Below are 19,202 nucleotides of genomic sequence, written 5' to 3'. Positions count from 1 at the left end.
GGGAATGGTGTCAGATCAACGGCGGAGCACGGGCTGCTGCCCCGACGCTCGCCCCCCGAAACCGGACCCCGGCATGCCGTTGCCCTGGTTGCGAGCGACGACCGACCCCAACCCTACCGGCCCATATGTACGAGGGTCAGTGCTCAGGTGACTCAACAGGCGCCGAAGTGACCAGTTCTGTCAGTACGCCATGGCAATCCTTTGGGTGCAGGAACGTGATCCGTGACCCCATGGAGCCGCGCCGGGGCTCCTCGTACAGAACGCGTACGCCCTTGCCCCGGATGTCCTCGGAGTCCGTGTCGACATCCGCCGTACCGAAGGCGATGTGGTGGACCCCCTCCCCGTTCTTCGCCAGCCACTTTCCCACGGCGGAGTCCTCGCGGGTGGGTTCGAGGAGCTGGAGGTAGGAGGCGCCGCCGTCGTCCGTGTTGTTGATCTTCAACATGGCCTCGCGTACGCCCTGTTCCTCGTTGACCTCGGAGTGGAACACCTCGAAGCCGTACGTGGCCCGGTAGAACTCGACTGTGGTGTCGAGGTCGAAGCAGGCGATCCCGATGTGGTCGATTCGCGTCAGCATGTATGTAGTGCAGCGCTCACCGGGTGGTTACGCAACGTGCGCGCGATCACACCGACGGCCCGATGACGGGGTGGTCTACCGCTCAGTACATTTCAAGTAAACCCTCGTTCACTCCTCAGCTGAAACACGCTGGAAGGGGATCGCACCTCATGTCTGGAACGAACAGCACGACCTCGGTGATCGTCGCGGGCGCCCGGACGCCCATGGGACGGTTGCTGGGCTCCCTGAAGACCTTCTCCGGAGCCGACCTCGGCGGCTTCGCGATCAAGGCCGCCCTCGACCGTGCGGGTATCGGTGGCGACCAGGTGCAGTACGTGATCATGGGCCAGGTGCTCCAGGCCGGGGCAGGGCAGATCCCGGCACGCCAGGCCGCCGTCAAGGCGGGCATCCCGATGAGCGTCCCGGCGCTCACCATCAACAAGGTCTGTCTCTCGGGCCTCGACGCCATCGCGCTCGCCGACCAGCTCATCCGTGCAGGTGAGTTCGACGTGATCGTCGCGGGCGGCCAGGAGTCGATGACCAACGCCCCCCACCTGCTCCCCAAGTCCCGCGAGGGATACAAGTACGGCGCGATCGAGATGCTCGACGCGATGGCCTACGACGGCCTGACCGATGCCTTCGAGAACATCGCCATGGGCGAGTCGACGGAGAAGCACAACACGCGCCTCGGCATCCAGCGCCCCGAGCAGGACGAGGTCGCCGCGCTGTCCCACCAGCGGGCGGCGGCAGCGCAGCAGAAGGGTGTCTTCGAGGCCGAGATCACCCCGATCGAGATCCCGCAGCGCAAGGGCGAGCCCGTCGTCTTCAGCAAGGACGAGGGCATCCGCGCCGAGACCACGGTCGAGTCGCTCGGCAAGCTGCGTCCCGCGTTCACCAAGGACGGCACGATCACCGCCGGCACCTCCTCGCAGATCTCGGACGGCGCCGCGGCCGTGGTCGTGATGAGCAAGACCAAGGCGCAGGAGCTGGGCCTTGCGTGGATCGCCGAGATCGGCGCCCACGGCAATGTGGCGGGACCCGACAACTCGCTCCAGTCCCAGCCGTCCAACGCGATCCTGCACGCCCTGAAGAAGGAGGGCCTGGAGGTCGAGAGCCTCGACCTGATCGAGATCAACGAGGCCTTCGCCGCCGTCGCGGTCCAGTCAATGAAGGACCTCGGGGTGTCCACGGAAAAGGTGAACGTCAACGGCGGAGCCATCGCCCTGGGCCACCCCATCGGCATGTCCGGCGCCCGCCTGGTCCTGCACCTGGCCCTGGAGCTCAAGCGGCGCGGCGGCGGGGTCGGCGCGGCGGCGCTGTGCGGCGGCGGCGGTCAGGGCGACGCGCTGATCGTGCGGGTGCCCAAGGCCTGAGCGGCAGTACCTTCTCGCACCATCCGCAAGTGAACGGAGCCGTGATGCAGGACGTCGCCTCGCTGGTGGCCCAGGCCAGGGAAGGCCGGCCGCGGGCCGTGGCCCGGCTGATCTCCCTGGTGGAGGGGGCGTCCCCCCAGCTCAGGGAGGTCATGGCGGCCCTCGCACCGCTGACCGGCGGGGCGTACGTGGTCGGCCTCACGGGATCGCCGGGCGTGGGCAAGTCCACCTCGACGTCCGCGCTGGTCACGGCGTACCGCAAGCAGGGCAGGCGGGTCGGCGTCCTGGCCGTCGACCCGTCCTCGCCGTTCTCGGGCGGCGCGCTGCTCGGCGACCGGGTCCGGATGTCGGACCACTCCTCCGACCCCGGCGTCTACATCCGCTCGATGGCCACCCGCGGCCACCTCGGCGGCCTCGCCTGGTCGGCCCCGCAGGCGATCCGCGTCCTCGACGCGGCGGGCTGCGAGGTGATCCTGGTCGAGACGGTCGGGGTCGGCCAGTCGGAGGTGGAGATCGCCTCCCAGGCCGACACCAGCGTGGTGCTGCTGGCCCCGGGCATGGGCGACGGCATCCAGGCGGCGAAGGCCGGAATCCTGGAGATCGGCGACGTCTACGTCGTCAACAAGGCCGACCGGGACGGCGCCGACGCGACCGCCCGCGAGCTGAACCACATGCTCGGCCTCGGCGAGTCCCGCGGCCCCGGCGACTGGCGCCCCCCGATCGTCAAGACGGTCGCCTCCCGCGCGGAGGGCATCGACGAGGTCGTCGAAGCCCTGGAGAAGCACCGCGCATGGATGGAGGAACACGGCGTCCTCGCGGAACGCAGGGCGGCCCGCGCGGCCCGCGAGATCGAGACGATCGCGGTCACGGCACTGCGGGCACGGATCGGCGACCTGCACGGGGACCGACGGGTCGGCGCGCTCGTGGAACGGGTGGTGGCGGGGGAGTTGGATGTGTACAGGGCGGCGGACGAGCTGATCGCGGGCATCACAGAGGGCTGAGTCGATGGTCAACGCGCTGATGCCGCTGCTACGTTGACCCACATGTTCCTCCTCATGGCATAGGGCGCGCCGAACACACCGGCGTCCCTTTCCCATGCCTCCAGTTGAGGAACATCCGCATGTCCGCGCCTTCCCGCACGCCGACTCCGGCGTACCCTTCGTACGCCGCCGTGCTCCAAGTCCCGTACGCGCGCCGCACGTTCACCGCCGCCCTCGTCGGCCGGTTCTCCTACGGCACGGTCTCTCCGGCCGTGCTGCTCGCGGTCGTCCACTCCACCGGCTCCTACGCCGCGGCAGGCACGGTCATGGCCGTCTTCGGCGCCACGGCCGTCCTCCTGATGCCCCTCCGCGCGGCCCTGGTCGACCGCCACGGCCCACGCCGCGCCCTGCTCCCCATGGCCCTGCTCCACGGCACCCTCCTGTGCGTCCTCGCGGTGGTGACCTGGCGCCCCGGAACACCGGAGGTGGTGCTCGGCACGGTGGCTGCGCCAACCGGCATGTGCGCGCCCCCACTTGGCCCCACCATGCGCTCCGTGTGGGCCGAAATCGTCCGTGACCGCGGCCTGTTGCAGCGCGCGTACACCCTCGACGGCGTCGCCGAGGAACTCCTGTACGTCATCGGCCCGTTGGTGGTCGGCGCGGTGCTGGCCTTCGCCCCGCCGGCCGCCGCGATCCTGCTCAGCGCGGTGTTGATCGGCGTGGGGACCCTCGCCTTCGTCACGTCACCCGCACTGGCCGGGGTGCGCGTTCCGGCAGGCGCCGGGCGGGGATTGAAGCTCTCCAGGGTCCGAGGGCTGCTCGGCCCGGTCGTCGTGGCCGCCGGGATGGGGCTCGCGCTGAGCGCGGTCTACCTGTTGGTGATGGCGTTCGCCGAACAGCGGGGGTACGGCGACGGTGTCGTGCCCTGGGTGCTGGCCGCGGTGTCGGCGGGCAGCGCGGTGGGCGGCCTGCTGAACGGTGCGGTCGACTGGCGTCGGGCCGCGCGGGTACGGCTGGCGTTGTCGGCGCTGGGTCTGGGGCTGGCGCTGGCCGCGGCCGGGCTGGCGGCGGGGGTGTGGTCACTCACCGTGGCGGTGGCGTGCGCGGGCTTCTTTGTCGCACCGGCTCTGACCACCGCGTATCTGCTCGCCGACGAGGTGGCCGCGCCCGAGGTGCGGACGCAGGCGGGGGCGTGGGTCAACACGGCGGTGAACGCGGGGAGTTCGGGGGGATCGGTGGTGACGGGGCTGCTGATCGGGCGGGTTCCGGTGGGGGTTTGTTTTGTGATCGCCGGGGTGGTGGCGGGGGCTGCGGGGGTTGTGTCTTGTCTGCCGGTCCGTTGTGGCTGGTCGCGCCCGCGCGGCGGAGCCGCAATCGACACGGCCCCGCGCCCCTAAGGGCGTGCTGTAGCGACCGGAGATGACAAGGCGGCCGGAGTTCCTTTGAACTCCGGCCGCCCGTCTATCAGTTGCCGTTACGGACGCCCCCGCTGCCCCCGCAGATGCTCCGCGATCGGCTTCAGTGTTTTGGAGAGTTCCGACAAGCCCTCGGGTGTCACGAGGTCGATGAAGTGGCGCCGTACGGAGGCGACATGGTGGGGCGCGACCTTCTGCATCGTCTCCAGGCCGTGTTCGGTGAGTACCGCGTACAGTCCCCGGCGGTCCGACTCGCAGTTCTCCCGGCGTACCAGGTCCGCGTTCTCCATGCGGGTGATCTGGTGCGAGAGGCGGCTCTTGGACTGGAGCGTGGCGGCGGCGAGGTCGCTCATCCGCAGCCGTTTGTCCTCCGCCTCGGAGAGGTTCACCAGGATCTCGTAGTCGTTCATCGTCAGGCCGAACGGCTGCAGGTCCTTTTCGAGCTGGTACGTCAGCAGCCTGTTGACCTCCAGGTGGGTGCGCCAGGCGCACTGCTCCTCATCGGTCAGCCAGCGCGTGGCCGTCTCGGTCTCCATGAATGAAGTCTACCTAAAATGTTGAAAGGCGAACTAGTGAGGGTGGCGTGACGGCGCGCACACGTTCGACGTCACACTCCGCAGACTACCGCTCACAGCCCGAAGCGACGCTGGAGATCCCCCAGCTGTCCGGGAAGGCGCGGTGCGCCCGCTTGCTGTGAGGGCCCTGTGCGCACCCCGCCCCCACCCGGTACCCCCGGCTCGTGCGGCACAACCCCTGTGGCCTGCTCGGGCATCAGATTCTCGGAGGACTGGAGCAGCACCGTACCCGCCCCGACGAACTCGAACTGGTGCTCCTCCCCGGAGGCCCCGCCGATGCCCGTCATCGCACGTAGACCGCCCATCAGACCGGTCATGTACGCGTGGTCGTAGTGATGGCACGGGGAGGGGCAGTCGGCCCAGCCGACGAGTGCCTGCGGGTCGACCCGGATCGGGGGTTCCACGAACACCACCGGCCCGCTGGAGGCGGCCACGATCTTGCCGGTTCCGATGAGTGTCAGAAAGCCGGGAACAATCGACTGCTTGAGAGCGAGACTTGGCTGAAAAGCGAGCAGGTTGCCCGAGCGAATGGTCATGTTGGCGTCTTCGAGGTCGTACGCGTTGACGTCGAAGGCCCGGTCGGCGAGCAGCATCTTGCCCGAGCCGTCCGCCACGACCCAGTCGCTCGCGTGCAGAGGCGAATGAAAGGACGTACGGACAAGCCGGTCGAGTCGCCCGTGCCCGATGCCGTTGAACTCCATCGAGCCGTAGTAGGCGATCATCTTCCCCTTCTGCAGGAACCACTGGCTCCCCTTGAGCTCCACGCAGAAGGTGTACTTGTTGACGTTGTCGTCGACCGGCAGGGTCATCGGGTCGAAGACCGTGGGGCCGGACCCCGCGTACTGGCTCACAGCTTCTCCTCCGACGCCTGGACGTACACCGCGCCGCTGCCGCTCAGCTCCAGCTGGAACGCCTCGCCGGAGCCCCGGCCCACCATGTCGCGCCAACCGAGCGCCGTGGACAGCTTGTTGCGGACGTCGCCGTGGTGGGCGACGTAGGCCTGCGGGTCGACGTGGACGGGTCTGCCGGGGGTGATCGGCACCTCGAAGACCCCGCCGTGGGCCATCACGGCGACCGCGCCCCGCCCCTGGAGGGTGGTCGTGAACAGTCCCTGGCCGGTGACCTGGCCGCGGACCATGCCCATGACGCCGCCCTGCGAGCCCATGAACATCGTGCCCTGCTGGAGGGTGCCCTCGAAGGCGAGGAGACGGTCGGCCTCCACGTAGAGGGTGTCTCCGGTGAGCTCGATGATCTGGATGTGGTGGCCGCCGTGCCCGAACATCACGGTGCCGCTGCCCTCGACGGTCATCAGGGGCGTGGCCTCGTTGGCCACCCGGCGGCCGAGCATCGACATGACGCCGCCCTGGCCGCCCTGGATGTTCGGGGTGAAGGAGACGTCGCCCTTGTAGGCGAGCATCGCGCCGCGCTGGCTGTACAGCCGCTGACCCGGCATGACGGTGGCCTGGATCATCTTCGAGTTGATCTCCGTGAACGTCATGTCACACGTCCCGCGCGATCGTGTTCCGCTCGCTGGGCTGGACGTAGACGAGCCCGTCCCCCTCGAAGCGGATCTGGAAGGCCTCGCCGCCGCCCTCCCCGAAGAAGGTGCGGAAGGTCACACCGGACTGGAAGGACTGGTGCAGGTTTCCCTGGTGCGCGATGTACGCGCCGGGGTCGACGGTCAGCGGGTACTGCCGGCTCACCCGCAGCACCACCGCCGGGCCGTCCGACATGATCGCCGCCTGGCCGTGACCCTCGACGGTCGTGGTGAACAGGCCGTTGCCCTGCGAGGCGCCGCGCAGGCCCGTGAACGTCGTGCCCGTTCTCAGCCCCGCGTCGGTCGCGAGCAGGTTGCTCGACTCGACGTACAGCTTGTCGCCCCGGAGGTTCACGAGGTTGATCTCGGAGGCCCGGTCCGCGAACCAGCAGGTGCCCTGCCCCCTCACCTCCATCACCGTCATCTGCTCACCGGTGAGCCGCCGGGTGACCATCCCCCGGATGCCCTCACCGCCGCCGCTCATCTTCTTGAAGGCCATCTGTCCGTCGTACGCGACCATCGAGCCGTTCTTCGCCTTCACGGCGTCCCCGGTCATGTCGACGGCGAGCACCTTGCTGCCCTGGAGTCGAAACATCGCCACGGTGCGAAGGTAGCCGTAGGGTGCGAAAGCCGACAGGGCCCGTGGGTGGAGAACTACCCTGACCTGCCCCCTAGGGCGTGTCGCGCGGGCGCGGTCGGCCGCCGCGCCGTCGTGGCCGGGCGCGCCCCGCGGCGGAGCCGCTGACGAACACAGCCCGCGCCCCTTCAGGGCGCCACCGAACCGCCGTCGACTCCACTACCCCCCGGTCTTCGTCGGCTCCGCCGTTTGCCACAATGGACGAACGTTTGTGCTCGCGTTCACAAACTGTGGACGTCTCTCCCACCGAAGGTGACCCGTGGACATCAAGACCGCCACCGCAATCCGCCGCCTCCGCCTGGTGTCGGCCCCCGAGGCCGTGTCCTTCCTCCTGCTGCTCGTCTGCTCGGTGCTGAAGCGGACCACGGACTTCAACGCGGTGCCCGTGATGGGCATGGTCCACGGCGTCCTCTTCATCCTCTACGTCCTCTTCTGGGCCGACGCCTGGAACCGCACCAAGTGGGGCCCGAAGAAGGCCGCCCTCTACTTCGTCCTCTCCGTCCTGCCCACCGGCGGCTTCTTCGCCGAGCGCAAGCTCCGCCGCGAGTCCGAGGACGCGCTCATCGCCTCCCGCGCCCGCCAGGAGCAGCAGGGAGCGGTGAAGGCATGATCGTCGCCTTTTCCGTGACGCCCCTGGGTGTCGGCGAGGAGGTCGGCGAGTACGTCGCCGACGCCGTCCGCGTGGTCCGTGAGTCGGGCCTGCCCCACCGCACCGACGCGATGTTCACCTCCATCGAAGGTGACTGGGACCAGGTCATGGACGTCGTCAAGCGCGCGGTCGCCGCGGTGGAGGCCCGCGCCCCGCGCGTCTCCGTGGTCCTCAAGGCGGACATCCGCCCCGGAGTGACGGACGGCCTCACCTCCAAGGTGGAGACGGTCGAGCGACACCTGGCGGACTAGCCGACCCCTCACCCCTCCAGCGCCGCGCACAACCGCGACACCGCCGCCAGGTCCGGCACCCGGACCAGCGCGGCGAACACCTGGCCGCTCGCGAACTCCCGCTGGGCGGCGGTCACCGTCGGGTCGACCGCGCACTCCGCCTGCACCCGCACGTAGTTGAGCTCGGTCGCGAAGAGCATCGAGAACGACCCCGGCCCCCGTACGACCACTGTCCCGCCGGCATCGCGATAGGCCCGCGCCACCCGGCCACCGGCCTTGACGTCCCCCTCGTTCCCGCCCGACCACACGAACAGGGCGCGGGCCAACTCCCGTTCCGCCGAAGCGGATCCGGCGTTGTCCCAGTCGAGGAGGACGGGACCGCCGGGGCCGACCAGTACGTTCTGGGGTTGCAGGTCGAGGTGGGACGTCACCAGGTCGTCACCGGGGCCGGACGGCGTCACCCACTGCGCCAGCTCCCGCGCGGAGGTGTCGATGAACCGTCCCAGCGCGTCCGCCCACGGCATCCCCGCCCGCCGGACCTCAGCGTGAAGCGTCGCCCACTCGTCGTCCCGCGGGCACCGCTCGTACCAGCCGCTCGGCGGCTCGGTCTCGCCCGCTCCCGCCCGGTGCAGCAGGGCCATGGTCCGCCCGAACCAGTCCAGGACCTCCGGGTCGGAGGCGTCCGCGCGGGTGCCGTCGACCCAGTCGTACAGCTTGACGGGGGAGCCGGAGGCGAGGCGGGAGACGTACGCCCCCTGCTGGTCGGGCATGAGCCGCGGCGAGGCGATGCCCAGCCGCTCGGCGGCCTGCCGTAACGCGGCCTCGCGGCGGACCTGTTCCTCGTCGCAGCCGAAGAGGAGCTCCTTGACCGCCCAGGAGGTGCCGGCTCCGGACAGCTTCCAGATCTGGCCGAGCGCGCCCCGGGTGACCGGTGTCATCGTCCACGGTCCGGCGCCGAGCGCGTAGGTCTCGGCGACGAGATCGGCGGTGTCGTGCATGCGGGTGCCCTTCGGAGTGGTGATCGTCGCGGCATTCTCCCGGAGCCGTCTCTCCACCTGCTTCTCCGCCCGTTCCGCCGCCGGGGTCAACCCCCCACCCACCTGGACGCACCCAGTTCGACACGCCCTCAATTCTCCACTTGTGTGTGGGTATCGGCCCGATCGATCTTCGGAGCGCAACGGTTCCGGCGGTCCCCCGGGCGTCGATCACTCCTCAATCATTGGAGGGCGCTGTGCGGCCGGAGGGCTACGACTACGACACCTACAGCCGACTGGCCGGGCCGCTCAGCGAGCCGTCCGGTGCGTCGTACCAGGTGCAGTACACCTCGCTCCTCTCGCGCGAGCCCCACCGAATACGCGCTGTCCTCCTGATGAGCCTCGCCCCGGTGCTGACCGCCGCCCTGCTCGTCTACCTCGTGTGGCCCACCCACTGGGTGGAGCGCGAGGGAGGTCAGGAGTGGATGGTCGGGCTCGACGTCACGATGCTGATAGCCATCGGTCTCATCGAGCTGTTCATGGTCGTCAACGTCGCCTCCGTCGCCCACGCCACGCTGGTCGCCCGCGACCCCATCCCCGTCGTCCCCGCCCCCGGCACCCGCGTCGCCTTCCTCACGACGTACGTCCCGGGCAAGGAACCCCTCTCCATGGTCCGCGCCACCCTCGAAGGCGCGGTCAACGTCACCCACACCGGGCCCGTGGACGTGTGGCTCCTCGACGAAGGTGACGACGAGCAGGCCAAGGCGCTGTGCGCCGAGTTGGGCGTACGGCACTTCACCCGGCACGGGGTTCCCGAGTGGAACCGCCCCAAGGGTGTCCACAAGGCCCGTACCAAGCACGGGAACTACAACGCCTGGATCGCGATGCACGGCGGCGACTACGAGTTCTTCGCCTCCGTCGACACCGACCACGTTCCGCTCCCCAACTTCCTTGAGCGGATGATGGGTTACTTCCGCGACCCGGACGTGGCCTTCGTCGTGGGGCCGCAGGTGTACGGGAACTACCACAACCCCGTCACCAAGGCCGCCGAGTCGCAGCAGTTCCTCTTCCACGCGCTGATCCAGCGCGCCGGCAACCGCTACCGCGCCCCCATGTTCGTCGGCACCAACAACGTCGTACGGATCGCCGCCGTCAAGCAGATCGGCGGGCTCTACGACTCCATCACCGAGGACATGGCCACCGGCTTCGAACTCCACCGGCACCGCAACCCCTTGACCCGCACGCACTGGCGCTCCGTCTACACCCCGGACGTGCTCGCGGTGGGGGAGGGGCCGGCCTCCTGGACCGACTTCTTCACCCAGCAGATGCGGTGGTCGCGCGGGACGTACGAGACGCTGATCAAGCAGTACTGGAAGGCGCCGTTCACGATGCCTCCCGGGCGGCTGTTCTCGTACACGATGATGCTCGTCTACTACCCGATGACGGCCGTCAACTGGCTGCTGGGCATCCTGAGTTGCTTCCTGTTCCTGTGGTTCGGGGCGTCCGGCACGCAGGTCGCCGCGTCCGTGTGGCTGATGCTCTACAGCGACGCGGCCGCTCTCCAGATCGGGCTGTACCTCTGGAACCGGCGGCACAACGTCTCCCCGCACGAACCCGAGGGCTCGGGCGGTCTCGCGGGCATGGCGATGTCGGCGCTCTCCGCGCCGATCTACCTCAAGTCCTTCGGCGAGGCGCTGATCCGCCGGCCCAGCCGGTTCGTCGTCACCCCCAAGGGCGGCGACGCCAGCCCGGACCGGGTGATGACCTTCCGCATCCACCTCTTCTGGGCGATCCTCCTGGCGACCTCGCTGGCCGCCTCCGTCGTCCTCGACCACACCCACGCGGCCATGCGCACCTGGGCCGTCCTCGCGATGGTCATCTCCCTTGCGCCGCTGGGGATTTGGGTCGGCTCGCTGCTCAAGGAGCGCCGGGAGCGGCACGCGCTGCTCGGCGCCGCGCGCACCCTCGACACCGTCGAACCCGCTCTCGCCACCACCGGGGCCGGCCCGTCCGTCTCCGGCACCACGACAGGGGGCAACTAGACCATGGCGTACCAGCCGTCCCAGAAGACCAGGAAGACCGTCCTCGGCATCGGCGGCATCGCCGTCCTGGCCGGTCTCAACGCCCCGGCCGCCCTCGAGTTCGCCGGTGAGCAGTACCACGAGTACAAGATCACGCGGCCCGACTACATGGCCAAGTACGGCTCCTGGGACCAGATCGACATCCCGAAGGAGTACCGCACCAACGCCATCCACGCCTCGCTGCTGCACACCGGCAAGGTCCTGATCGTCGCGGGCTCCGGCAACGAGCAGAAGAAGTTCAACGCCGGGTCCTTCGACACCGTCCTGTGGGACCCGAAGGCGAACACCTTCAAGAAGATCCCCACCCCGGTGGACTTCTTCTGCGGCGGCCACAGCCAACTCCCCAGCGGCAACCTGCTGGTGGCCGGCGGCACCGCCCGCTACGAGCTCCTCGACGGCGAGGTCAAGCGGGCCGGCGGCGGTATGCGCGTGAAGAACGAGAACCCCAACAAGCCCATGTTCCTCAAGAAGGGCACCGTCTTCCGCTCACCGGCCGGCGTCGACTACGTCAGCAGGTTCGACGTCACCGTCCCCAAGGCCAAGCGCGAGTTCAAGGTCACGTACAACGCCCGTGGTGTGATGCAGCCCTGGCAGACCAAGGTCACCGCGAGCGAGGTCCGCGTCTTCGTCGAGGCCACCGAGGCGGGCCCGATGTCGGTCACCGAGAACCAGGCCCAGTACGACATCGTGGGCCTCAAGGGCATCGACGCGAACAACACGTACGGCCTCTCCGAGAAGATCACCCTCGACAAGCAGGACTACCAAGGCATCCGCGCCGCCTACGAGTTCGACCCGAAGGCCGAGCGGTACATCGCCGTCGACCCGATGGACAAGGCCCGCTGGTACCCGACCCTCGTAGGCCTCGACGACGGCCGCGTCCTCGCCGTCTCCGGGCTCGACGACGTCGGCGTCATCGACCAGGGCGACAACGAGATCTACGACCCGAAGACCAAGAAGTGGACCCCGGGCCCCAAGCGTTACTTCCCCACCTACCCGGCCCTCTTCCTCACCAAGGGCGGCAAGCTCTTCTACCCGGCCTCCAACGCAGGCTACGGACCCGCCAACAAGGGCCGCGAGCCCGGCATCTGGGACCTGAAGACCAACAAGTTCACGACGGTGGCGGGCCTGCGCGACCCCGACGAGACCGAGACCTCGTCCTCCCTGCTCCTGCCCCCCGCCCAGGACCAGAAGGTGATGATCCTCGGCGGCGGCGGCGTCGGCGAGTCCAAGAAGTCGACCCCGCGCACGGCCGTCGTCGACCTCAAGCAGGACAGCCCGGTCTTCAAGGACGGCCCCAACCTCCCCCAGGGCACCCGGTACTTGAACAGCGTGATCATGCCGGACGACTCCGTCTTCACCACCAACGGCTCCTCCGACTACCGCGGCCGCAGCGCCAGCAACATCTTCAAGGCACAGTTCTACGACCCGAAGGGCAACGCCTTCCGCGAGGCCGCCGCCCCCATGGTCGGCCGCAACTACCACTCCGAGGCACTGCTGTTGCCCGACGGCCGCGTCGTCACCTTCGGCTCCGACCCGCTCTTCGACGACCAGGCCAACACCAAACTCGGCCACTTCGAGCAGCGCATGGAGATCTTCACCCCGCCCGCACTGCACAAGAACGGCTCCAACAGGCCCGTACTCCAGGACGGTCCGGAGACCCTCGACCGCCACCACCGGGCGACCTTCCGCACCGAGCACCCCGACCGGGTAGTCAAGGCCCGCCTGATGCGGCCGAGTTCGGTCACGCACACGACGGACGTCGAGCAGCGCTCCATCGAGCTGGGCCTGGTCAAGGACGGCAGGTCGGTGACGGTGGACGTACCGAACGACCGGGCACTGGTGCCGCCCGGCTGGTACATGCTGTTCGTGACGGACGCACAGGGCACGCCGTCAGAGGCGAAATGGATTCAAGTGCTGTGACACTGGGGGACACCCCCAGACCCCCGTGAAGTCTCTTTCTACGCCTTGGAGTTGCGCGCCAGCTCCAAGGCGTACTCCGGCCACCACTGCCCGGCGTCGGGACCGCCCTCGCAGGTGCCGTCCGAGGCGCCGGGCCGCTTGATCCAGAGGTAGGCGTCCAGGGAGGGCTCGCCGGTGTCGGTGGTCGGGCGGGTGCCCAGGCCCCGGCCCGGCGGGTTGCACCAGGCGCCGGCCAGCGGCCCGTTGCCGTTCCGGCTGCTGTCGACGACGAAGTGCTTGCCGCCGAGGTCCTTCGACAACCGGACGCCGTACTTCTTCGTCACGTCGTCCGTCTGGAAGTTGGAGACGTTGAGCGAGAACCCGTCGGCCTCCTCGACCCCGGCGCGCTTCAACGGCTCGACCAGCTTCCAAGGGTCCTGAATCCAGGCCGGATTGCCCGCGTCGAGATACACCGTCGTACCGGACTGCTGCTTCAGCCGGACGACCGCCTCGCCGAGCAACTGCTCCCGCTCGCCCTGGTACTCGCCCGGGGTGCACCCGTCCACCATGTGCGCGACGGCGTCCGGTTCGAGGACGACGAGCGCCTTGGAGTCGCCCAGCGCCTCGGCGAACTTCCCGATCCAGGCCCGGTAGGCGTCCGCGTCCGCCGCCCCGCCCGCCGAGTGCTGACCGCAGTCCCGGTGCGGAATGTCGTACGCCACGAAGACGGGTGTACGCCCCTCCTGACGCGCCGACGCGGTCGCCGCCCGGATCACCGGGCCGGGATCGAGCTCACCGGCCGGCCACAGCGCGGTCGGCTGGTCGGCGATCCGCTTGAGCAGCGCGGCGTCCTGCTTGCGCCCCTCCCGCTCCCACAGCTGGATCTGCTCGGCCGCCGGGCTCGCCGGGTCGACCCAGAAGGACGTGGCGTGCGCCGGATCCTTGGACCGGGCACCGGCGACGGAGGCCTCGTCGACATCGGCGGCGGACGAACAGCCCACCGCGAGCCCGAACACCGAGACCACCGCGAACGTGCGGATCAGCCGGGACATGCCGCTCCCTTGCGCGAGGGGACATTAAGTGACGATTCGTCAGCAATTGTGAACGATCCATCACCCTGCCGGGCCCTGGCGCGCCGGTCGGCCGGTCCTTGAGGCCGGTGTGTGCGGTCAGCCCCCGCCCGAGGCCAGCGCCGTCCCCAGCGCCGTCCGCTCGTACAGCACCTGGTGGCCGTAGCGTCGCGCCGTGAGCAGGCCCGCGTCGCGCAGGACTGTCAGGTGGGCCGACACCGATGAGGGTGCGAGGCGTAGGCGGTGGGCGAGGGCGGTCGTGGAGGACGGTTCGGTGAGGGCGGTCAGTACGGTGGCCCGGCCGCGGCCCAGGAGGCGCAGGAGCGCGTCCGGGGTGTGGTCGGTGGGCTCGGACCACAGGGCGCCGATGCCTCGGGCGGGGTAGGCGAGGGTGGGCTGCCAGGGGTGTTCGAAGGTGCTCACCACGTTCGGCCAGATGAAGACGCTCGGCAGCAGGACCAGGCCCTGTCCGCCGAGGTCGCGCTCGTGCTCGCCGCGGAAGTCCACGGTCAGCGTCCCCGCGTCCCAGGCGCAGTGCCGGCTGATCTCCGGGAGCAGCACGCCGAGGCCGACCTCGGCGAGCCGGCGCGAGTGGAAGGCGATGTCCGCCTCCAGCAGGGCGCGCAGCCGGGGCCAGTCCGGCGCGACCAGGGTGTGCCAGACGGACTCCATCGCGTCCGCCAACTCCTCGATCATGCGGGCCGGTTCACGCAGCCAGGCCCGGCCGCGCGCCGACTTGAGCGCGCCCGGGGTGGACGCCAGCGACCTGGCCGTGTCCTCCCGGGCCTCGGCCGGATCGGCCGCGCGGACGGCCGCGATCTCCTCCTCGAACGTGGCCGCCGGACCGATCGGCGGCGGGCACAGCCAGTCGGGACAGTGCCCGGTCTGCGGCATCAGCAGCCACAGCGGCGCGAGATCGAGACCGGCCACGGCCGCACCGTTCCGCCGCAGCCAGTCCGCGTGATACCCGTGCCGCTCCGGCCGCTTCAGCGTGCGTACGACCTCCTGCGTCTCCCAGAGCGGCGACACCGCGAACCGGCACCGGAGGAAGTCGTCCTCCCCGAAATACAGTCGCGACGGCATGCCCCACCCCTGGAAGATTCGGCTCTGTCCGAAACTCTAGGACGCCGGGGCGCCTCCGGCCACGCTGCTCCCCATGCTCCAAGCCCCGCCCGCGCCGCCCACCGGCTACCGTCGCGTCCTCGCCGTGCCCGAGTTCCGTGTCGTCTTCGCCGCGCACGCGCTGTCCCTGCTCGGCGTGATCGTCACCGAGATCGCGCTCTCCGTCCTCGTCTACGACCTCACCGGCTCGCCCCTGATGAGCGCGCTCGCGTTCGCGGTGGGCTTCCTGCCGTATCTCGTCGGCGGGACGCTCCTCGCCGGGGTCGCCGACCGCTACCCGGCCCGGCGCGTGCTGGTGGTCTGCGACCTGGTGTGCGCGGCGTGCGTCGCCGCGATGGTGACGCCGGGCACCGGCATCGCGCTCCTGCTGCTGCTCCGCTGCGCGCTCGCCGTCGTCGCACCGGTGTTCGCGGGCACCCGGATGGCGACCCTCGCCGACATCCTCGGCGACGGCGACCTGTTCGTGCTCGGCCGCTCGCTGCTGCGGATCGTCTCGCAGAGCGCGCTGCTCGTCGGGTACGGGCTGGGCGGCCTGCTGCTCACCGTCGTCTCTCCGCGCCACGCCCTGCTGATCACCGTCGGGACCTTCCTCACCTCCGCCGCCCTGCTGCGCCTCGGCACCCGGCGCCGCCCCGCCCGGGCGAGCGGCGGGGGCGCTCTGCTGGCCGACTCCCTCAAGGGCTCCGGGCAGGTGCTCGCCGACCGCCGGGTACGGGCGCTGCTCCTGCTGTTCTGGCTGCCCGCGATGTTCTCCGTCGCCCCGGAGGCGCTCGCCGCCCCCTACGCGGCCGAACTCGGCGCCGGTTCCACCGGGCTCGGGCTGCTGATGTGCGCCCTGCCCGTCGGCACGATCGCCGGCGAGCTGTACGCGGGCGCCCGGCTGCGCCCCGCCACCCGGGAACGGATCGCCCTCCCGCTGGTCTGCTGCACCCTCCTGCCCTACCTCGCCTACGCCGGCCGGCCCGGCCTCGCCCTCTCGCTGGCGCTGCTGGCGGTCGCGGGCGCCGGGTCCGCGTACACGCTCGGCCTCGACCAGTGGTTCGTACGGGACGTGCCGCAGGAACTGCGCGGCCGGGCCATGACCCTGCTCACCGCCGGGCTGATGACCATCCAGGGCGTGGGCATGGCCCTGGCCGGTGTGGCCGCCGAGTTCGCCGGGGTGCGCGGGGCGGTCGTGGGAGCCGGGGCGCTCGGCACGGTGTGCTGCGCCCTGCTCGCGCTGGAAGCCCGTAGGACTGCGGGAGCCCGCAGAACCGCGATGGGACCGAAAGACGAGACGGGGCTGACCACGATGTGACCGGCCGGTAAGGTCTGGTGACGTGCCGAAGCCGCTCAGTCTCCCTTTCGACCCCATCGCCCGTGCCGACGAACACTGGAAGCAGCGCTGGGGAAACGTACCGTCGATGGCCGCCATCACCTCGATCATGCGGGCACAGCAGATCCTGCTCGCCGAGGTCGACGCGGTCGTCAAGCCGTACGGACTGACCTTCGCGCGGTACGAGGCGCTGGTGCTGCTCACCTTCTCCAAGGCGGGTGAGCTGCCGATGTCGAAGATCGGCGAGCGGCTCATGGTGCATCCGACGTCCGTCACCAACACCGTGGACCGGCTGGTCAGATCCGGACTCGTCGACAAGCGCCCCAACCCCAACGACGGCCGCGGCACCCTCGCCTCCATCACCGACAAGGGCCGCGAGGTCTGCGACGCGGCCACCCGAGACCTGATGGAGATGGACTTCGGGCTGAGTGCCTACGACGCCGAGGAGTGCGCGGAGATCTTCGCGATGCTGCGGCCGCTGAGGGTCGCGGCGGCGGACTTCGACGAGGACTGACCCGGGCCGCGGACGAGGAGCGACCCGGGGAAAGATCGCCCGGAACCGGTCGTTACGCTCGTCCTCATGAAAAAGAGCGTGCTGACCCGCTACCGCGTCATGGCGTACGTCACGGGTGTCCTGCTGGTCCTGCTGTGCCTCAGCATGATCGCCAAGTACCTCCTCAAGATCGACGGCGCCGGCAGCTTCACCGAGGTCGTCGCCATCGCGCACGGCTGGCTGTACGTCGTGTACCTCCTCTTCGCGTTCGACCTGGGCTCCAAGGCGAAGTGGCCGGTCGGCAAGCAGCTCTGGGTACTGCTCGCGGGGACGATCCCGACCGCCGCCTTCTTCGTGGAGCGGAAGATCAGCCACGAGCTGGAGTCGAAGATCGTCGAGCCGACTCCGGTCGCCGCCAAGGCGTAACCCCGCCGCCGTACGGGTTCCGTGCGGCGGTTGTCCATCGACATTTACTTGGACGTCCTAGTAAATTCGAAGCATGGACGCTGACGCCATCGCAGAGGGCCGCCGACGCTGGCAGGCCCGGTTCGACGCCGCACGTAAGCGCGAGGCCGACTTCACCACGCTCTCCGGGGATGCCGTCGAGCCGGTGTACGGGCCACGACCCGGGGATACGTACGACGGCTTCGAGCGGATCGGATGGCCCGGCGAGTACCCCTACACGCGCGGGCTGCACGCCACCGGCTACCGGGGGCGAACCTGGACGATCCGGCAGTTCGCCGGGTTCGGGAACGCCGAGCAGACCAACGAGCGGTACAAGAAGATCCTGGCCAACGGCGGCGGCGGACTCTCCGTCGCCTTCGACATGCCGACGCTCATGGGGCGCGACTCCGACGACCCGCGCTCGCTGGGCGAGGTCGGGCACTGCGGGGTGGCGATCGACTCCGCCGCCGACATGGAGGTCCTCTTCAAGGACATCCCGCTCGGTGACGTCACGACCTCCATGACCATCAGCGGGCCCGCCGTCCCCGTCTTCTGCATGTACCTCGTCGCCGCCGAACGGCAGGGCATCGACCCCGCCGTCCTCAACGGCACGCTCCAGACGGACATCTTCAAGGAGTACATCGCCCAGAAGGAGTGGCTTTTCCAGCCCGAGCCGCACCTGCGCCTCATCGGCGACCTCATGGAGTACTGCGCGACCGGCATCCCCGCCTACAAGCCGCTGTCCGTCTCCGGCTACCACATCCGCGAGGCCGGCTCAACGGCCGCGCAGGAGCTGGCGTACACCCTCGCGGACGGCTTCGGGTACGTCGAACTCGGCCTGTCCCGGGGCCTCGACGTGGACGTGTTCGCGCCCGGCCTGTCCTTCTTCTTCGACGCGCACGTCGACTTCTTCGAGGAGATCGCCAAGTTCCGCGCGGCGCGCCGCATTTGGGCCCGCTGGATGCGGGACGTCTACGGCGCGAAGTCCGAGAAGGCGCAGTGGCTGCGCTTCCACACCCAGACCGCCGGCGTCTCGCTGACCGCGCAGCAGCCGTACAACAACGTCGTCCGTACGGCAGTCGAAGCGCTGGCCGCAGTTCTCGGCGGGACCAACTCGCTGCACACCAACGCCCTGGACGAGACCCTCGCGCTGCCGAGCGAGCAGGCCGCGGAGATCGCGCTGCGCACGCAGCAGGTGCTGATGGAGGAGACCGGGGTCGCCAACGTGGCGGATCCGCTGGGCGGTTCGTGGTACGTCGAGCAGCTCACCGACCGGATCGAGGCGGACGCCGAGAAGATCTTCGAGCAGATCAGGGAGCGGGGGCTGCGGGCGCATCCGGACGGGCGGCACCCGATCGGGCCGATCACCTCCGGCATCCTGCGCGGGATCGAGGACGGCTGGTTCACCGGCGAGATCGCCGAGGCCGCGTTCCAGTACCAGCGGTCCGTGGAGAAGGGCGACAAGCGGGTCGTGGGCGTCAATGTGCACCACGGGTCGGTCACTGGGGACCTGGAGATCCTGCGGGTCAGCCACGAGGTGGAGCGGGAGCAGGTCCGGGAGCTGGGGGCGCGGAAGGGAGCGCGCGACGAGGCGGCCGTAGCGGCTGCACTGAACGCGATGCTCACCGCCGCGCGGGACGGCTCGAACATGATCGGACCGATGCTGGACGCGGCACGGGCCGAGGCGACGCTGGGTGAGATCTGCGGGGTGCTGCGGGAGGAGTGGGGGGTCTACACGGAACCCGCCGGGTTCTAGGGCTGCCGCAGGCGGGGCGTCGGCCGCGCTCCCCAACTGCCTTGAGGGCGTGGGGGACCCGTCGCGTCACCCGCGACGACAGCCGCCGCTCAGGTG

The 19,202-nt window shown here is 69.8% G+C and carries 19 protein-coding genes; 11 read left to right on the top strand and 8 right to left on the bottom strand.

Features of this window, described 5'->3' with window-relative positions:
• Positions 1-136: 136 nt before the first annotated feature.
• A complete protein-coding gene (gene mce / locus ACQHII_RS16115; protein WP_019073152.1) occupies positions 137-577 on the bottom strand; it encodes a methylmalonyl-CoA epimerase in 441 nt (146 codons plus the stop codon).
• Positions 578-726: 149 nt separating this feature from the next.
• On the opposite strand from mce, the gene ACQHII_RS16110 reads away from it, so the two are divergent.
• From ACQHII_RS16110 to ACQHII_RS16100, 3 genes are all read left to right on the top strand, one after another.
• A complete protein-coding gene (locus ACQHII_RS16110) occupies positions 727-1,929 on the top strand; it encodes an acetyl-CoA C-acetyltransferase (RefSeq protein ID WP_427919966.1) in 1,203 nt (400 codons plus the stop codon).
• Between the two features lie 44 nt (positions 1,930-1,973).
• Entirely contained in the window at positions 1,974-2,930 is a 957-nt protein-coding gene (meaB, locus tag ACQHII_RS16105; protein WP_427925324.1) for a methylmalonyl Co-A mutase-associated GTPase MeaB, read from the top strand.
• 119 nt (positions 2,931-3,049) lie between these two features.
• Complete coding sequence (locus ACQHII_RS16100) at positions 3,050-4,306, top strand: MFS transporter (RefSeq protein WP_427919965.1); 1,257 nt, start codon at positions 3,050-3,052, stop codon at positions 4,304-4,306.
• 77 nt (positions 4,307-4,383) lie between these two features.
• Here the strand turns inward: ACQHII_RS16100 and ACQHII_RS16095 are convergent, their stop codons facing one another.
• The 4 genes from ACQHII_RS16095 to ACQHII_RS16080 all read right to left on the bottom strand — a co-directional run bounded on the left by ACQHII_RS16095 (position 4,384) and on the right by ACQHII_RS16080 (position 7,031).
• Positions 4,384-4,860, bottom strand: coding sequence for a MarR family winged helix-turn-helix transcriptional regulator (locus ACQHII_RS16095; RefSeq protein WP_427919964.1), 477 nt, complete (start codon positions 4,858-4,860; stop codon positions 4,384-4,386).
• A gap of 92 nt (positions 4,861-4,952) precedes the next feature.
• Positions 4,953-5,750 carry an AIM24 family protein gene (locus ACQHII_RS16090; RefSeq protein ID WP_427919963.1) on the bottom strand — a complete coding sequence of 266 codons (798 nt, stop codon included), beginning with the start codon at positions 5,748-5,750 and terminating at the stop codon, positions 4,953-4,955.
• On the bottom strand, positions 5,747-6,397 hold the full coding sequence (locus tag ACQHII_RS16085; protein WP_019073147.1) for an AIM24 family protein: 651 nt from the start codon (positions 6,395-6,397) through the stop codon (positions 5,747-5,749). The genes ACQHII_RS16090 and ACQHII_RS16085 overlap by 4 nt, the downstream gene beginning before the upstream one ends.
• 1 nt (position 6,398) lies before the next feature.
• On the bottom strand, positions 6,399-7,031 hold the full coding sequence (locus ACQHII_RS16080) for an AIM24 family protein (RefSeq protein WP_427925323.1): 633 nt from the start codon (positions 7,029-7,031) through the stop codon (positions 6,399-6,401).
• Positions 7,032-7,332: 301 nt separating this feature from the next.
• On the opposite strand from ACQHII_RS16080, the gene ACQHII_RS16075 reads away from it, so the two are divergent.
• Both ACQHII_RS16075 and ACQHII_RS16070 read left to right on the top strand, forming a co-directional pair.
• Positions 7,333-7,683 (top strand): DUF3817 domain-containing protein, encoded by a 351-nt coding sequence (locus ACQHII_RS16075; protein WP_427919962.1) that lies wholly within the window; start codon positions 7,333-7,335, stop codon positions 7,681-7,683.
• Positions 7,680-7,973 (top strand): MTH1187 family thiamine-binding protein, encoded by a 294-nt coding sequence (locus ACQHII_RS16070; protein WP_427919961.1) that lies wholly within the window; start codon positions 7,680-7,682, stop codon positions 7,971-7,973. Before ACQHII_RS16075 ends, ACQHII_RS16070 begins: the two co-directional genes overlap by 4 nt.
• Positions 7,974-7,981: 8 nt before the next feature.
• Here the strand turns inward: ACQHII_RS16070 and ACQHII_RS16065 are convergent, their stop codons facing one another.
• Entirely contained in the window at positions 7,982-8,950 is a 969-nt protein-coding gene (locus tag ACQHII_RS16065; RefSeq protein WP_427925322.1) for a phosphotransferase enzyme family protein, read from the bottom strand.
• 233 nt (positions 8,951-9,183) lie between these two features.
• On the opposite strand from ACQHII_RS16065, the gene ACQHII_RS16060 reads away from it, so the two are divergent.
• Both ACQHII_RS16060 and ACQHII_RS16055 read left to right on the top strand, forming a co-directional pair.
• Positions 9,184-10,968 (top strand): glycosyltransferase family 2 protein, encoded by a 1,785-nt coding sequence (locus tag ACQHII_RS16060; RefSeq protein WP_427919960.1) that lies wholly within the window; start codon positions 9,184-9,186, stop codon positions 10,966-10,968.
• Between the two features lie 3 nt (positions 10,969-10,971).
• Positions 10,972-12,927, top strand: a complete 1,956-nt coding sequence (locus ACQHII_RS16055) for a galactose oxidase-like domain-containing protein (protein ID WP_427919959.1) — start codon at positions 10,972-10,974, stop codon at positions 12,925-12,927.
• A 38-nt stretch (positions 12,928-12,965) separates the two neighbouring features.
• On the opposite strand, the gene ACQHII_RS16050 is transcribed toward ACQHII_RS16055, so the two are convergent.
• Both ACQHII_RS16050 and ACQHII_RS16045 read right to left on the bottom strand, forming a co-directional pair.
• Positions 12,966-13,958: a glycoside hydrolase family 6 protein gene (locus ACQHII_RS16050; protein ID WP_427919958.1), complete on the bottom strand. Its 993-nt coding sequence runs from the start codon at positions 13,956-13,958 to the stop codon at positions 12,966-12,968.
• Positions 13,959-14,075: 117 nt separating this feature from the next.
• Positions 14,076-15,059 (bottom strand): DUF5937 family protein, encoded by a 984-nt coding sequence (locus ACQHII_RS16045; RefSeq protein WP_427919957.1) that lies wholly within the window; start codon positions 15,057-15,059, stop codon positions 14,076-14,078.
• Positions 15,060-15,132: 73 nt separating this feature from the next.
• On the opposite strand from ACQHII_RS16045, the gene ACQHII_RS16040 reads away from it, so the two are divergent.
• The 4 genes from ACQHII_RS16040 to ACQHII_RS16025 all read left to right on the top strand — a co-directional run bounded on the left by ACQHII_RS16040 (position 15,133) and on the right by ACQHII_RS16025 (position 19,106).
• On the top strand, positions 15,133-16,395 hold the full coding sequence (locus ACQHII_RS16040) for an MFS transporter (protein ID WP_427919956.1): 1,263 nt from the start codon (positions 15,133-15,135) through the stop codon (positions 16,393-16,395).
• Between the two features lie 22 nt (positions 16,396-16,417).
• Entirely contained in the window at positions 16,418-16,927 is a 510-nt protein-coding gene (locus tag ACQHII_RS16035) for a MarR family winged helix-turn-helix transcriptional regulator (protein WP_019073137.1), read from the top strand.
• Between the two features lie 66 nt (positions 16,928-16,993).
• Positions 16,994-17,332 (top strand): DUF3817 domain-containing protein, encoded by a 339-nt coding sequence (locus ACQHII_RS16030; RefSeq protein WP_200715382.1) that lies wholly within the window; start codon positions 16,994-16,996, stop codon positions 17,330-17,332.
• Between the two features lie 73 nt (positions 17,333-17,405).
• A complete protein-coding gene (locus tag ACQHII_RS16025; protein WP_427919955.1) occupies positions 17,406-19,106 on the top strand; it encodes an acyl-CoA mutase large subunit family protein in 1,701 nt (566 codons plus the stop codon).
• Positions 19,107-19,202: the final 96 nt, after the last annotated feature.

The organism is Streptomyces sp. cg40 (assembly GCF_050320165.1).
GTDB classification, from domain to species: Bacteria; Actinomycetota; Actinomycetes; order Streptomycetales; family Streptomycetaceae; genus Streptomyces; species Streptomyces hokutonensis.
Note: the sequence above shows the minus strand (reverse complement) of the source record. Positions and strands in the feature narration are given on the sequence as shown.